At 54.2% G+C, this 16462-nt stretch carries 11 protein-coding genes; 9 read left to right on the top strand and 2 right to left on the bottom strand.

Annotated elements, in window-relative coordinates:
• The first annotated feature begins 63 nt into the window (after positions 1–63).
• The gene (locus tag HMPREF9007_RS15035) at positions 64–1275 is read left to right on the top strand and encodes a site-specific integrase (protein WP_004322054.1); all 1212 of its coding nucleotides are present in this window, start codon (positions 64–66) and stop codon (positions 1273–1275) included.
• Positions 1276–1292: 17 nt separating this feature from the next.
• Positions 1293–1682 carry a hypothetical protein gene (locus HMPREF9007_RS15040; protein ID WP_004292749.1) on the top strand — a complete coding sequence of 130 codons (390 nt, stop codon included), beginning with the start codon at positions 1293–1295 and terminating at the stop codon, positions 1680–1682.
• Between the two features lie 191 nt (positions 1683–1873).
• Here HMPREF9007_RS15040 and HMPREF9007_RS15045 read toward each other — a convergent pair whose 3' ends face one another.
• Positions 1874–2176: a helix-turn-helix domain-containing protein gene (locus HMPREF9007_RS15045; protein ID WP_004292750.1), complete on the bottom strand. Its 303-nt coding sequence runs from the start codon at positions 2174–2176 to the stop codon at positions 1874–1876.
• Between the two features lie 37 nt (positions 2177–2213).
• Positions 2214–2528: a helix-turn-helix domain-containing protein gene (locus HMPREF9007_RS15050; protein WP_004292751.1), complete on the bottom strand. Its 315-nt coding sequence runs from the start codon at positions 2526–2528 to the stop codon at positions 2214–2216.
• 355 nt (positions 2529–2883) lie between these two features.
• Between HMPREF9007_RS15050 and HMPREF9007_RS15055 the strand changes: the two genes are divergently transcribed.
• The 7 genes from HMPREF9007_RS15055 (at position 2884) to HMPREF9007_RS15085 (ending at position 15497) form a co-directional block, all read left to right on the top strand.
• On the top strand, positions 2884–3393 hold the full coding sequence (locus tag HMPREF9007_RS15055; RefSeq protein ID WP_004292752.1) for a helix-turn-helix domain-containing protein: 510 nt from the start codon (positions 2884–2886) through the stop codon (positions 3391–3393).
• A gap of 8 nt (positions 3394–3401) precedes the next feature.
• A complete protein-coding gene (locus tag HMPREF9007_RS15060) occupies positions 3402–3695 on the top strand; it encodes a DUF3408 domain-containing protein (protein WP_004292753.1) in 294 nt (97 codons plus the stop codon).
• 31 nt (positions 3696–3726) lie between these two features.
• Positions 3727–5313 carry a DUF3945 domain-containing protein gene (locus tag HMPREF9007_RS15065; RefSeq protein ID WP_004292754.1) on the top strand — a complete coding sequence of 529 codons (1587 nt, stop codon included), beginning with the start codon at positions 3727–3729 and terminating at the stop codon, positions 5311–5313.
• 149 nt (positions 5314–5462) lie between these two features.
• Complete coding sequence (locus HMPREF9007_RS15070; protein WP_004322053.1) at positions 5463–7565, top strand: type IA DNA topoisomerase; 2103 nt, start codon at positions 5463–5465, stop codon at positions 7563–7565.
• Between the two features lie 237 nt (positions 7566–7802).
• A complete protein-coding gene (locus HMPREF9007_RS15075; RefSeq protein ID WP_004292755.1) occupies positions 7803–8255 on the top strand; it encodes a DUF1896 family protein in 453 nt (150 codons plus the stop codon).
• A complete protein-coding gene (locus tag HMPREF9007_RS15080; protein WP_017140768.1) occupies positions 8242–14190 on the top strand; it encodes an N-6 DNA methylase in 5949 nt (1982 codons plus the stop codon). Before HMPREF9007_RS15075 ends, HMPREF9007_RS15080 begins: the two co-directional genes overlap by 14 nt.
• A gap of 92 nt (positions 14191–14282) precedes the next feature.
• Positions 14283–15497, top strand: coding sequence for a site-specific integrase (locus HMPREF9007_RS15085; RefSeq protein WP_004292757.1), 1215 nt, complete (start codon positions 14283–14285; stop codon positions 15495–15497).
• The last annotated feature ends 965 nt before the right edge of the window (positions 15498–16462 follow it).

Here is a 16462-nt window from a genome sequence, read left to right as displayed (position 1 = left end):
AAAGGGTTGTAAAAACGAGATTGGAAAAAAATAAATGTAGAACATCAGCTAAAATGAACCATCATGCGTAGCACTTTCAAGATATTGCCCTATATCAATAGGAAAAGAATCAAGTCCGACGGCACGACCGCCGTCCTTTGCCGTGTGTCCATCGACGGCAAAAGCATCCTCATCACGACCGGCATCTTCTGCCGTCCGGAGGATTGGAACAGCCAGACGGGAACCATCCGCCAGCCCCGCGAGAACAACCGCCTCGCAGAATTCCGCCTGAATCTCGAACGGGCTTATGACCGCCTCCTGAAAGAACAGGGCGCAGTCAGCGCCGAACTGCTGAAAAACGCCGTGACAGGTGTGGCGACCATTCCCCAGACCCTTCTCAAAGGCGGCGAAGCGGAGCGGGAACGGCTCAGGCTGCGTGCCGAACAAATCCATTCGACTTCCACGTTCCGGCAGTCGAAGACCACGCAGCTCAACCTGCAACAGTTCCTCCAGTCCCGTGGCCTGGAGGACATCGCCTTTTCCGACATCACGGAGGAGTTCGGCCATTCGTTCAAACTGTTCCTGAAAAAGGAACTGGGTTATGCCTCCGGGCATGTGAACCACTGCCTGTGCTGGCTGAACCGCCTTATCTATATTGCGGTGGATGAGGGCGTGCTCCGGTGCAACCCCTTGGAGGACGTGCATTATGAGAAGAAGGACCCGCCCAAGATGCGCCACATCAGCCGCAGCGAGCTGAAACGCCTTATGGCCACGCCGATGCCGGATCCCAAGGTGGAGCTGGCCCGCCGCATGTTCATCTTCTCCTCGCTGACCGGTCTGGCGTACGCGGACGTGTATAACCTGTACCCCCGACACATCGGCAAAACTTCTGAGGGCAGGCTCTATATCCGCAAGCCGAGGGAAAAGACCGAGGTGGAGACCTTCGTCCCCCTGCACCCGGCCGCTCGGCAGATTCTGGAACTGTACAATACCACGGACGACACCCGTCCCGTGTTCCCCCTGCCCAAGCGGGACATCCTTTGGTACGACATTCACGGGCTGGGTGTCATGCTGGGCATCCAGAAGAACCTTTCCCATCACGCCGCAAGGCACACCTTCGGTACCCTTTTGGTCTCCGAGGGCATTTCCATAGAAAGCGCGGCGAAGATGATGGGCCATGCCGACATCAACAGCACCCAGATTTATGCGCAGATTACCGACTGCAAGATATCGAAGGACATGGACCGTCTGATGGAACGGCGCAACAGCCGGAACGAAATGCCAATGGATGAATAACAAAAAAGTCAGGAATCATGGAACGTTACATTATCACTTTGGACGAACACGGCACACTTCACGTGCCGGATGTTTCCGCAACAGCCATCTGGATGAATGAACCGGAACTGATGGAACTGTTCGGCGTGGTTGCCCTCACGCTCCGGGCGGCGATAAAGGCCGTGTACAAGAGCGGCATCCTGAATCCCGGCGAAGCGGAACGTCGTGTCCGCCAAGCGGACGGGTACGGGATGGACGTGCTGTACGGCCTCCCGTTGGTCATTGCCCTTGCCTTCCGCCTTCATACCTGCGGGGCAAAACGTCTGCGAGAACGGGTCATCGGAAAATTCACTTGCCACGGTGGACGGAATACCGCCCGCCTGTTCATCTTTCCGGTCAGTCCGCATTGGCAAATGGTGCGGAATTGACCGTATTATCAACTCACGCACAATAAAGCGGCGCATCATGAGAGGATTATCTCCCGTGATGCGCCGCTTTCGTACATTCCTACAGGTGGCCGGGTCATTTGCAAGTGTTTTTTGCAAATACCGGAAAGGGTGGTCCACTTTTCAATGCGTACACGACTTCTACCGCCACCTACATTTTTCCCATGTCCTTCTCAGGTTCCGATACGGAATGCCTCCCGATAACCCTCCATCAGCAGCCGTTCGATATCCGACTCCCGGTACAGGATTTTCCCTCCCAGCTGGATATAAGACATGCGCCCCGCATCCCGGTATTCCTGCAATGTCCGGCGGCAGGTCTTCAACAATTTGGCCACTTCCCGGTCTGTCAGGTAGCGTTCCCCGCCCAATACGGGGCGGTAGTTTTCGGCCAATAATTCAATGTGGTCCAATGCGTGCTCCAGCATTCTGAACAGCGCGGCCATCTGTCCGCTTTCCCTTGTCATCAATTCGTTCATTGTCAGTCTGATTTAAGTGATACTCATTTAACCTTCCTCAAATAGTTTTTCCTTTCAAGGCCGCCAGGGTGCGGCGTTCCTCCACCAGCGGCACGATGCGCCGCACGTCCTCCGCCCGGTAGAACATCTTGCGCACAATCTGTGAGTAAGCCAGCGTGCCGTTGTCGCGCAGCGTCTGCAAGGTGCGCGGGCTGATTTGCAGGATCTGGCACACCTCCGTGCTGTCCAGCCATTCACTGAGGCGTTTCTCCTCCGCCTTGCGGCAGAACCTGTCCACCATTCCGGCCAGCCGGTTGAAACGCGCCATCAATTCCTCAAAAGTCTTTTGCTCGATTACGATTACATTTTCCATAAGATTACCGTTTAATTGTGATTATGCCGCAAAGTAAACGGAATTACGGGCAGAGTCCACCGCTTGTCAGGCGCGTGGCAGCATTTGGCGTTGTCGTGGCAGCCGTTGGCGTTCTTCGGGTACATCTATCTCCCCATCATTCCTGTTCCAGTCCCTGCCCCACACCTTATATATAATATATGGTAAGGCAAGACACCTTATGTACCTTGAGGGATGGAAACAGCGGCATAAAAGCTTTTTCAGACCTGCCGGACGGGACTTTTCAAAAAAAATCATTGCCGACTCGGTAACGACTATGGAAAACGCCTCTTGCACAATACCGATTTTTGCAGCGTAATCATCAACAAGGAACGATATGGACACAGAGAAAGTGAAACAGAACCCGGCCGTGGAAGCGGCGGGAAGCAGTGGCGGGCAAGCCGCAAGAATCTTCAAGAAGGAGAATATCCCGAAGACGGCGGAAACGGTCGGGCGGGACACCTTCGAGGAATGGATGGGACGCATCATGGAACGTTTCGACCGCCAGGACCGGATCATCTCGGTGCTGGTGAACAAGGATGCCGCCGGAGTGAAGTACCTGGACGGGGAACGGTTGTACGACAACCAGGACCTGTGCGAGATGCTGAGGACAAGCAAACGGTCGCTGCAACGCTTCCGAAGCAAGTACAGGCTCCGTTACCAACGGATTGGTCACAAGACCTATTACAAGGAATCGGACGTGCTGGAGTTCATCAGCCAAAATATGGAGGAAGTGCTGCAAGGCGGTACCAAGGTGCTCCGCATGAAAGAGCAACCCGGCATGGAAGCCCCAAAGAACAAATCCGGCAAAAGACCGGGCCACAAGAAGTATTCACCTAAAAAATAAAAGTAAAAATGATGGCAACGGAAAAAGAAAACATGGCCATGACGGCTGAAACCAGAGAACAGAAACCGAGTATGGCCACCTGCAAGGAAGCCTTGGCGGATTACAGGCGGATTTACCTGCCCGTGCCTGCCATTGAAGACCGCAAGCCGGTATTCCTCAGCAAGGAGACCCGTGACAGGCTGGACCGGATAGTCCGGTTGTTCGGTGAGCGGAAAATGAGCGTTTCAGGATTGACGGAAAACATCGTCCGCCGCCACTTGGAAATATATGAGAAGGAAATAGACGAATGGCGCAAGCTGTGATTTTGATAACCCATTAAAAACATCGAAAAAAATGGAACAGAAAAAGAAAAAGCAAGAGGACGTGCTGGTCGTCCGCGACGAGAAAACGGGCGAGATCAGCGTGGTCGCCGGGCTGGACGGCAAGGGCTACCCCAATACGAAGCCCGCGAAGCCGGAACACTCGCAGGACTTCCTGCGCTTCGACCGCCACGGGGACATGGTGGACAATTTCTTCAAGAACTTCTACCGCCAGTGCAAGGAGCCGACGCGCTTCGGCTTCTATCGGGTGGCGGCGGATGCGGTGGACACGCTGCTTCCCGTCATCAAGGACTTCCTGAAAGACCCCGTGGCAAACGCGGAGATACTTGCCTCGCACAAGGTGGACACCGCCAAGTACCAGCAACAAGCAGAAACAGAGAATGTCAAACAAGAAAAAAATAACAACGAACCCATTAAAAAGACAGAAGAAATGGAAAAGAAAGAAGAACTGAAACAAGAGAAGGATGTTCAGCAGCCACAGGTAGCTGAAACACAGGAGAAGCCTAATCTGATAGCGGACGACCAAGTAAACTGGGAGGAACTGCGCAAGTGCGGCATTGACAAGGAGAAACTCTCGGAAAAGGACCTAAAAGCCCTGATGAACTACGGCAAGACGGGATTAGTGACGGTAAAGCCGACCTTCGGCTATGAGAGTTACGAATTGCAGGCCCGATTGTCTTTCCAGAAGATGGAGGACGGCTATCTGAAGCTGACACCCCATTTTATCCGCAATGAACCACGCCTTGACATCCCCCACAGGGGCTACACCTTCACCGAAGAGGACAAGAAGACGTTGAAACGCACGGGCAACCTCGGCAAGCCCGTCAACTTCGCCAACGAGAAGACAGGTGAAATCAAGCCCCACTACATCAGCATCGACCGCCTGACGAATGAAATCGTGGACATCCCTGCCGACAAGGTGCGCATCCCTAACAAAATCGGACAGACCAACCTGTCAAGGGAAGAGCAGGACATCCTACGTGCGGGATTGCCTTTGCCCAAGGAAGTGATGCTCTCCAACGGGCGCAAGTTCCAAGCCTTGTTGCAGGTGAACGCCGACAAGCGCGATGTGGAGTTCGTGCCGGGACAACCGAGGCAGCAGCAATCCCAGCGTCAGGGAAACGGCCAAGGTAAGGCGCAGGACAATTCCAATTCGCCCCAACAGTCACAAGGTGAAGAAGATGGGAATAACCAGCAACGCCGTAACCGCTCGTGGACAAACGAGGACGGGAGCATCCGCCCCATCAAGAAATGGAAAGACGATGTGTTTACCGACCAGCAGATAGCCGACTACGTGGCGGGCAAGACGGTGGTGCTCGCCAATGCGAAGGACGACCAAGGCCAGCCCTGCACGAAGTACCTGAAGTTCAACTTCGAGAAAGGCCGACCGCTGACCTACTCGCAGAACCCCGACCTCGCGCAGACCGTCGCACCGTCCAACGAGAGCCGGACACAGCTCGCCGTGAACAACGAAGGGAAGACCAACGAAGCGACCAAACACGTGAAAGAGCCGTTGCAGCAGGGTCAGACCACGCCGAAGAATGATGCGCAGCAGAAGCAGCAGGCCAAGAAATCCAAAGGCATGAAAGTATCTTCCTGATTGCCGCCACTAAATCCATCCGATAAGTATTGACGGGCTGAAACGGGGAACATGCACCGCCTTGTGCGCATATCCCACAAACAATGCCGTGCCCCGTTTCATCCCCATTAAAGACAAAAGTATCAACGAATAAAAAAACAGAGAAAGACATGATTACCATATTGGCAGAAAAACCGAGCGTCGCCCGTGAGATAGCACGGATTGTCGGCGCGATGAAAAGGGAAGAAGGGTATTTCACCGGGAACGGCTACCACGTGACATGGGCGCTGGGGCATCTGGTGCAGCTTGCCCTGCCAGACGGCTACGGCATCAAGGGCTTCCGGCGCGACAGCCTGCCTGTCATTCCTAAAAACTTCGAGCTTATACCCCGACAGGTAAAAACGGACAAGGGCTACAAGGCGGACGCGGCGGCGGTGAAGCAAATCAAGGTGATAACCAAGCTGTGGAACGAAAGCGATGGCATCATCGTGGCGACCGACTGCGCCCGTGAAGGCGAACTGATTTTCAGGTATTTGTATTCCTATATCGGCTGCACCCTGCCGTTCCAAAGGCTGTGGATAAGCTCGCTGACAGATGCCGCCATCCGCAAGGGATTAAAGAAACTGAAGGACGGCCGCGAATACGACAACCTCTATCAAGCCGCCAAAGCCCGCAGCGAAGCCGACTGGCTGGTAGGCATCAACGGCACACAGGCGTTGTCGGTGGCCGCCGGGCGCGGCACGTATTCCGTGGGACGGGTGCAGACACCCACGCTGACGATGGTCTGCCAACGTTTTTGGGAGAACAAGCGTTTCCAGCCCGAACCGGTATACCAGCTCCATTTCACCACGCCGTCGGTGAGCGTGGATGAGGTCGTGAAGTTCGCCTCGGTGGAGAAATGGAAGGACAAGGAGGAAGCCGCCATACTATATAATAAGGTAAAGGAACAGATGGCAGCAACCGTTACCAAAGTCGAAAAGAGGGAAAAGATAGAGAACCCTCCGCTCCTGTACGACCTGACCACGCTACAAAAGAAGGCGAACACGAGGCACGGCTTCACGGCGGAACAGACGCTCGCCCTCGTGCAGAAGCTCTACGAGGCGAAGCTCGTCACCTATCCGAGAACATCAAGCCGCTACATCCCGGAGGACGTGTTTGACGAAGTGCCCATGCTGTTCGACCGTCTGGCAACCCATTCTTCCTTTGCGGAGAAGATTGGAGCCTTGGACGGACTGAACCGCCGCAGCGTGGACGCCTCGAAAGTGACCGACCACCATGCCCTGTTGGTGACACCCAACCGTCCATTGGCGCTCTACAAGGACGAGCAGACCATCTACGACATGATTGTGGGGCGCATGGTGGAAGCGTTCTCCCCGGAGTGCGTCAAGGACACGACCACCGTCCGGGCGGAGTGTGAGGGCATAGCGTTCGAGACAAAAGGCTGCATCGTGCGCAAGGCGGGCTGGCGGTCGGTCTATGGCGAGGACAACATAGACACCGTTTTGCCCGACTGGAAAGAAGGTGATATATTGGCAATGAGCGGCTGTTCGATGAGTTCGGGCATGACACGCCCGAAGCCGTTGCATACCGAAAGCACCCTGCTGGCGGCGATGGAGACCGCCGGGCGCGAGGGCTTGGAGGACGAGGAAGCGCGGCAGGCGTTGAAGGACTGCGGCATCGGCACGCCCGCCACCCGTGCCGCCATCATCGAGACCCTGCTCAAAAGGGAATACATGGTGCGCGTGAAGAAGTCGCTCGTGCCGACGGAGAAAGGGCTTGCCCTGTATTCCATCGTCAGGGGCATGGACATCGCCGACGTGGAGATGACGGGACGCTGGGAGGCGGAACTGGCGGAGATAGAAAAAGGCAGGATGCCGCACGAGGCATTCATCCGCGACATTGAAAGCTATACCCGGAAAATCACCACGGAACTGCTTGCCTCGGACAAGCTGTTCGGGCACAAGGCATCGGACTGTGCCTGCCCCAAGTGCGGCAAGGGTACGATGCAGTTCTACGGCAAGGTGGTGCGCTGCGACAACCCGGACTGCGCCCTGCCCGTGTTCCGCCAGATGGCGGGCAGGACGCTCACCGACGCGGAAATGAACGAACTGCTGGCAAAAGGCAGCACGGGTGTCCTCAACGGCTTCAAGAGCAGGCAGGGCAAGCCGTTCAGCGCAATGGTCACATTCGATGCGGATTTCAATACAAAATTCGTGTTTCCCGAAGCCAAAGGCACAAAAAAATTCACTAACAGGAAAGGAGGAAGAAAATAATACGTACCTTTTAATAAAGTAAGCTGCATCTCGGAATAAAAAATAAGCGAGCTTATTTTGTTCTCCCCTCGATTTGCATTACTTTTGCCACTGATTCATGTCATAATCTGTTTCAATTCGTTGATACTCGTTATTCACATGGATTTAGTGGCGGCACTCGGAGGGATACCGGGTGCCTTTTTTCTTCTTTCCTATCCATTCCACAATCTGATTTTTCACCACTAAATCCATCAGAAAATGAAACAGAACAAGAAAACCGTCCCAGCGGAACTGTCCTACTACGGGCTGTACCTGCTGGACTACCTGAGAAAATACCATCCCGACAAAGTTTCCGACACGTACCTTATTGCAGAGAGGGAGGAAGCTGCCGCCACCACCTTTGAAAAAGAAAGGTCGGCAGGAAGTACGGTCGAGTATGCCCACGAGGAAGCCATGCGCGTCCTGCTGCACGGGCTGCACTTCTCGCCCTACGCCCTGCTGCGCGAGGTCGTGGAAAACGAGTTCGCCGACGAGGTGGCGGAATCCGGCCGCGAGGCGTTCTGCAACGAGCTTTATCCCTACTTGACAAACCTGTTCGCCGGTTACGACACGTCGGACGACACCTTCGCCCTGTCGCCCGGACACGACCTGCTCTACACGGAGCTGGTGGGAACCGTCATGCTTTATCTGGAGTCCTATGGCGTTCAATAGGAAACAGAAGATGCGCGACAACATCGAGGCGGTACGCACGGCGTTCACGCTGGACCGGGAGCGGCGCACACCCACCGAGAGGGAACGTGCGCTATTAGAGCGTTACTGCGGCTTCGGGGGCCTGAAGTGCATCCTGAACCCGGCAAGGGAACTGGCGGACGCCGCGCGTTGGGCGAAGTCCGACCTCGAACTGTTCGCGCCTACGGTGGAACTGCACCGAATCATTAGAGAGAACAGCAAGGATGAAACGGAGTACAAACGCTACGTGGACTCGCTTAAAGCCTCGGTGCTGACGGCGTTCTACACCCCGAAAGCAATAACCGACACCATCGCGGACGTGCTGCACGACAAGAAGGTGCGCCCCAACCTCGTGCTGGAGCCGTCAGCGGGCATGGGCGCGTTCATCGGCTCGGTGCTGTCGGACAACCCGCAGGCGGAGGTGATGGCCTTCGAGAAAGACCTGCTGACGGGCAAGATGCTGGGACACCTGTACCCGCAGCAGAAGATACGCACGGAGGGCTTCGAGAAGATAGAAAAGCCGTTCCTGAACCGTTTTGACCTTGCCATATCCAACATCCCTTTCGGGGACATCGCGGTGTTCGACCCGGAATATGCCAACGGCTCGGTGTTCAAGAAGATAGCGGCAAGGAAGGTGCATACCTATTTCTTCCTGAAAGGGCTGGACGCGGTGCGTGACGGCGGCATCGTGGCGTTCATCACCTCGCAGGGGGTATTGAATACGGAAAGCAACGGCGGCACACGCTACATGATGACAAGGAAAGCGGACTTGGTGTCCGCCATCCGCCTGCCGAACAACCTGTTCACGGAAGATGCCAACACGGAGGTGGGGTGTGACCTGATAATCCTGCAAAAGAATGAAGGCAAGGAGGAACTTTCCGAGGAAGACAAGAGGTTGGGCGATGTGGTAAAGAGCAACCACACGAACATTGTTTCCAACGGGTATTTCCTCGACCACCCGGAACGCATCATCCATACCGACGCGAAAAGGGACACCGACCCTTACGGTAAGCCCGCTATGGTTTATACGCACAGCGGTGGTGTGGAGGGCATCGCAACGGATTTGTACCAAATGCTGTCGGCGGACTTGTCGGCACGGCTGGACTTGGAACGCTATAATGGCATCAAGGAAAAAAGGCAGGAGACTCGGCAGACGATTGTCGTACAACCTATGCAGACGGAGGCGAAAAAAGAAGAAAAGTCGGTACAGTTGAAAGCGGAACCGGTGCAAGCCGTGGCTCAGGAGGTGGAAAGCAAACGCCCCGAAGCCCCGGTTATGGACTTGTACGACCTGTTCGGCTACACGCAGGAAGAGCGGCGGTTGGCGGAACGGGGGCTGAAACCGGAACGGAAGAAAAGCGGTAAGTCCAAAGGGAAGAAAGCCGTACAGCCAACATTGTTCTCCCTCCCGAAGAGCGGAAAGGAGGAAGCGGCGAAAAAAGAAAGCGGAAAAGTGAAAGCCAAATCCACAGAAGCGGCTTCCGACATCACGTCCTTGACTCCGGAAGAAGCGCAGGAAATGGAGGAAATTATCCGCAACAGGATGGATGTGCCGCAAGCGTCCCGACAGGAAACCGTTTCTGCCACTTCACCCGATGTGAAAGACGCTTCCGAAACCACAGAGGACGATGACCCGGAGGATGCCATCTACCGCAGTCTGGACTGGGAGACCAACCCGCCCATCAACGGCTTCTATGAAATGATGATGTCGCTCACGCCGGAACGCCGGGCGGAACTGCGCCGCCTCGGTCGGGAGAAGATGGATGCCAATGCAGCCAAACAGGCGGAAAGGGCGGCGGAGGCGAAAAAAGAAGAAAGACAGGCTACGGAAATGGAGCAACCATCGTCCGTGCGCCCATTTTATCCCGTTGAGAACGGTTTTGAGGCGGAAGGGAAAGCGCAAATCGAGCGTGTGGAAAGGGAAATGCGCGAGGAAGAAGCCGCCTTGACACCCGAAGAACGGCAACGCCGGAAAGAGGAAGCGATGATGCCACGCCCGTTCAAGGGCATCATGGAGCCGCACTTGAAAGACGGCTCTCTGGTATGGGAACACACAGGCGGCGTCCGCTTCCAAATCGGGGTGCTGAGGGATGTCACCAGGTACGGGGCGACTTTCCAGCCGCTCGACATGGAGGGGATGCAGGCGCAGAAGGCACAGTTGTACATCGACCTGCGTAACACCTACGAGCGGCTCTACGTCCACGAAGCGGAGAACCACGAGGAAAACGCCCTGCTGCGCCGCAACCTGAACACCTACTACGATGAGTTCGTCATGCGCTACGGCAACCTGAACGCCAAGCACAACGCAAAGTTCATCCTGATGGACGCTTCGGGGCGCAACATGCTCTCGTTGGAGCGCGGCGAGGACGGGCAGTTTGTCAAGGCGGACATCTTCGACCGTCCCGTTTCCTTTTCGCAGGAAACATTGGTCGAAGTGGAATCGCCCGAAGAAGCCCTGTCCGCCTCGCTCAACCTGTACGGCGGCGTGAACCTGCCCTACATGGAATCCCTCTGCGACCTGCCGCAAGCGGAGATGCTGGAAGCCCTGAAAGGGCGGGTGTTCTACAACCCGTTGGCGGAGGGCTACGAGATTGCCGACCGCTTCATCGCCGGGAACGTGGTGCAGAAAGTCGCCGACGTGGAGGGCTGGATTAGGGAACACGAGGGACACGCAATGCTGCCGCAGGCGCAGGAGTCATTGGCGGCTTTGCGCGAGAATGTGCCCGAACAAATCCCCTTCGAGGACTTGGACTTCAACTTCGGGGAGCGTTGGATACCCACGGGCGTGTATGCCGCCTACATGAGCCGCCTGTTCGACACGGACGTGCGGATAACCTACTCGGAAAGCCTTGACGAGTATTCCGTGAACTGTGCCTGCAAGACGATGAAAATCACAGACGAGTTTCTGGTAAAGGGCTATTACCGCAACTACGACGGCATGAACCTGCTGAAACACGCGCTGCACAACACCTGCCCGGACATGATGAAAAGCATCGGCAAGGACGAAAACGGGAACGACATCAAGGTGCGCGACAGCGAGGGCATCCAGCTCGCCAACGCGAAGATTGACGAAATCCGAAACGGCTTCACCGAATGGCTGGAAGAACAGTCGCCGGAGTTCAAGAAACGCCTGACAGATATGTACAACGGCAAGTTCAACTGCTTCGTGCGCCCGAAGTACGACGGCTCGCACCAGAAGTTCCCGGGCTTGGACCTGAAAGGCTTGGGCATAAAGGACTTGTACCCCTCGCAGAAGGATTGCGTATGGATGGTGAAACAGAACGGCGGCGGCATAGGCGACCAGGAAGTTGGCGGCGGCAAGACGCTGATAATGTGCGTCGCCTCCTACGAGATGAAGCGTCTGGGCTTGGCGCACAAGCCGATGATTATCGGGTTGAAAGCCAACGTGAGGGAGATTGCCGAGACCTACCGCAAGGCTTACCCCAACGCCCGCATCCTCTACGCCTCGGAGAAGGACTTTTCCGCCGCCAACCGGGTGCGCTTCTTCAACGACATCAAGAACAACGATTGGGATTGCGTCATCATGTCGCACGACCAGTTCGGAAAGATCCCGCAGTCGCCGGAGTTGCAGCAGCGCATCTTGCAGGCGGAACTGGACACGGTGGAGGAAAACCTTGAGGTATTGCGTAGTCAGGGCAAGGACGTGTCACGCGCCATGCTGCGGGGCTTGGAGAAACGCAAGTTCAACCTGCAAGCCAAATTGGAAAAGGTGGAACACGCCATCAAGACGAGGGCGGACGACGTGGCGGACTTCAAGCAGATGGGCATCGACCACCTCTTTGTCGATGAGAGCCACCAATTCAAGAACCTGACGTTCAACACGCGCCACGACCGAGTGGCGGGGCTGGGCAACTCCGAGGGGAGCCAGAAGGCGCTGAACCTGCTGTTCGCCATCCGCACCATACAGGAACGGACGGGCAGGGATTTGGGAGCCACGTTCCTCTCCGGCACGACCATATCCAATAGCCTCACGGAGTTATATCTGCTGTTCAAGTACCTGCGCCCGAAGGCGTTGGAGAAGCAGGACATCCGCTGTTTCGACGCATGGGCGGCGATATTCGCTAAGAAGACGACCGACTTTGAGTTCAACGTAACGAACAGCATCGTGCAGAAGGAACGTTTCCGCTACTTTATTAAAGTACCCGAACTGGCGGCGTTCTACAACGAGATAACCGACTACCGCACGGCGGAGGACATTGGCGTGGAACGTCCGAAGAAGAACGAGATACTGCACCACATTCCGCCCACGCCCGACCAAGAGGTGTTTATCGGAAAGCTGATGCAGTTCGCCAAGTCCGGCGATGCGACTATCTTAGGCAGGCCGCCGCTGTCGGAAACAGAGGAAAAGGCGAAGATGCTCATCGCCACGGACTATGCCCGGAAGATGGCATTGGACATGCGCATGATTGACCCGAATTACGAAGACCACCCCGACAACAAGGCGAGCCATTGCGCCAAGATGATAGCGGAATACTATCATAAATACGATGCGCAGAGGGGTACGCAGTTCGTGTTCAGCGACCTCGGTACATTCCAGCCGGGCGGCGGATGGAGCGTCTATACCGAAATCAAGCGCAAGCTGGTGGAGGACTACGGCATACCCGCCCATGAAATCCGCTTCATTCAGGAGTGCAAGACCGAGAAGGCAAGGAAGGCGGTCATCGAGGCGATGAACGAGGGGCAGGTGCGTGTGCTGTTCGGATCGACGAGTATGCTCGGCACGGGTGTGAATGCCCAGCGCAGGGCGGTCGCCATCCATCACCTCGACACGCCGTGGCGGCCGTCCGACCTCGCCCAGCGTGACGGACGGGCGGTCAGGAAAGGCAACGAGATTGCCAAGCTGTACGCGGACAACAAGGTGGACGTCATCATCTATGCCGTGGAGAAGTCGCTGGACTCGTACAAGTTCAACTTGTTGCACTGCAAGCAGACGTTCATATCGCAGTTGAAGTCCGGCGCGATGGGCGCACGAACCATCGACGAGGGGGCGATGGACGAGAAGTCGGGCATGAACTTCTCAGAATACATGGCGATACTGTCGGGCAACACGGACTTGCTGGACAAGGCGAAGCTCGAAAAGAAAATCGCCTCGCTGGAGGGTGAGCGCAAGTCGTTCAACAGGGGCAAGCGCGATTCTGAACTGAAGCTGGAAAGCAAGACAACCGCTCTGCGCAACAACCAAGCCATTATCGCCGCCATGACGGAGGATTGGGAGAAGTTCACCGCTGCCGCACAGATCGACAAGGACGGAAACCGGCTCAACCTGATAAAGATTGACGGGCTGGACACCACCGATGAAAAGGCCATCGGAAAGCGGTTGCAGGATATAGCCAAGAACGCCACGACAGGCGGAGTACCCCAGCGTATCGGTGAATTGTACGGCTTCCCCATCAAGGTGGTGAGCGAGCGGACGCTCAGCGAGGGGTTGGAGTTCATCGACAACCGTTTCCATGTCGAGGGTAACTACAAGTACACCTACAACAACGGGCATTTGGCGATGGCGGACACCCATGCCGCCGCCTTGAACTTCCTCAATGCGTTGGAGCGTATCCCGGCGATTATCAAGCAGTACGAGGAAAAGAACGAGGTGCTGGAGCGTGAGATACCGCAGTTGCAGGAGATAGCGGGCAAGACGTGGAAGAAGGAGGAGGAACTGAAACAACTGAAATCCGAACTTTCCGCTCTTGACCGCAAGATACAGTTGGAACTGGCTCCTAAACAAGAGCCAGTACTGGAAGAAGACGGAAAGGGAAAAGAATCCCAGAAAGAAAGTCTCCATGCCGGGGTATCTCATGAAATCGTCCCGACTCCGCCATCAGACAGGCACACTTGGCATATCCGTCCGGAAATGCAAACGGAGGCACCTTTACCGCAGGTAAAGAAAGTGAGGATTTGAGGCGCTTGGATAAAAACAGTTAAGGGGCATACGGGAGGACAACCGTATGTCCCCGGCTCACTTATATTTTATCAGCAAAAAAAACGATTATTATGGCAACAATAAAAATCAAGTTCAGGTCCTCTTCGGTCGCAGGCAAAGAGGGCACGTTATGTTATCAAGTGATACACGGGCGGCAGACCCGCCTGATTAGTACGGGGTATAAATTGCACCTTTATGAATGGGACAAGGAAGCGGGCAAAATCCGCAGCGTGAAAGGCAATCCGGACCGGGAACGCTATCTGGAAGCCTTGCGTTTCCGTATGGAGGAAGACCAGAAACGGTTGAACGGCATTATCCGGAAGCTGGAACAGTCAGGGAAACTTTCTTCCGAGCAGATAGTCCTTGCCTATCACAGTCCGGAAGGACATGACGACTGTTTCTTTGTCTATGCCCGGAAAGTCATCGACCAGACCAAACGCATGGGGAAAGAGCGGACATCCGAAGTCTATGCCAGTTCACTCAACAGTTTCATCCGTTTCCGGGGCGAAGCGGGAGATGTACCTTTGGATGCGATGGATTCCGTCATGATGATGGAATACGAGGCTTACCTGAAGCAGAACGGGAAATGCCCGAATACGGTATCTTTTTACTTGCGCAATCTGCGTACCTTATATAATAGGGCATCGGAGGAAGGATTGGTGGAAAACCGCAGTCCGTTCCGCCATGTCCATACGGGAGTTGAGAAGACGGTCAAAAGGGGCGTATCCTCAGAAATCATCGGACGGATCAAGAATCTGGATTTGGAATTATATCCGGCCTTGGCTTTCGCCCGGAACCTGTTCCTGCTCTGCTTTTATCTTCGCGGCATGTCTTTCGTGGACTTGGCTTTCTTGAAAAAGAAAGATTTGCAAAACGGCGTGCTTGTCTATCGGCGGCACAAGACCGACCAACAGCTTTGCATCAAATGGGAGCAGCCCATGCAGGAAATTGTCCGGAAATACACAAATCCGGATTCTCCTTACCTTCTTCCCATCATCAAGGTGCCGGGAGAAAAGGAAAGACGGCAATACCTGAATGCCTCGCATGTGATGAACAAGCGGTTGCAAAAGATTGGCCGGATGGTTGAATGTCCCATCAAGCTCACGTTTTATGTCGCAAGGCATGGGTGGGCCAGCATCGCCAAGAGTCAGAATGTGCCCGTGCCTGTCATCAGCGAGGCGTTAGGGCATGATTCGGAAGATACGACCCGCATCTATTTGGCCCTACTGGATTCTTCGGTGGTGGACAAAGCCAACAGCAAGGTCATCCGGTCTATTGGCAGATAAGAATGATTGGGTACCCCCAAACACATTTTGTAAGTTGAGAGATTCCCCTTGAACCTTTCCCGTTCAGGGGGATTTTTGTTGGACAAAGTGGTAAATCTCTCTTTAAGAGATGTATCCAACCTGCTATTTATTTGAAAATAAACAGTTTGTTAATTCATACACTTTTATTTGTCAAACAATTCTTCTTCTTTTGTCGAACAAATCCTGTGGGAAGGTTCGCCCAAAACGTAATTTTCAGGATTCATCCTGTGTGGATTGCAGTATTTTTTGTAATTTTGCGGCGTGCGAAACATCTCTTAAAGAGAGATGTACCGATTCAAGGCCTGAGAGCGCGATGTACATTCTGTAGTGGTAGCCTCATTAAAGGTACAGCTATCCTTTGTATATAAGCGGATTAGGGGGGGAATAAAATGCGAATCGACAAGAAAACCGTTGGGAAAAAGGCTTGGCGGTAGAAAGTGGATTTGTTCGACAAATCGGTGTATCTCTCCGTAAGAGATGTATTTCGCATGCAAAGTTACACACAATTGTTGGGAAAACGGTGATAAATACCAAAAAAGTTAAGAAATGAATAGTTTCCAATACGTCCTTAAAAAGGATTTGTCGAACAGTTGTTTGACAAATTGTAATTATTACATTTTATACTTCATTGGATATCACCTAATTATCTCCAATTGCTAAACATGATACATCTCTTACGGAGAGATGTACCGATAATGTACATGATTTCGAGTCTACCAAAGTACGATTGAGGTCATGCCGAAATAAGATAATGATAGCATATATAATGCTGGGGAATTTCCCCGAACTTTTGGATAATACCGTTGTAACTACATGTGTTTCAATATATAATAAACACTTGGAGGAGTCGGAAATGTATCCCTTCACCAACTAAGGCGTAAGGCTATCCATTTATTATCATGGACGAAATACTACCTATAGGAGGATAAACCTGCACTGGTATG

This window comes from Bacteroides sp. 1_1_14, assembly GCF_000162515.1.
Lineage (GTDB): Bacteria > Bacteroidota > Bacteroidia > Bacteroidales > Bacteroidaceae > Bacteroides > Bacteroides thetaiotaomicron.
Note: the sequence above shows the minus strand (reverse complement) of the source record. Positions and strands in the feature narration are given on the sequence as shown.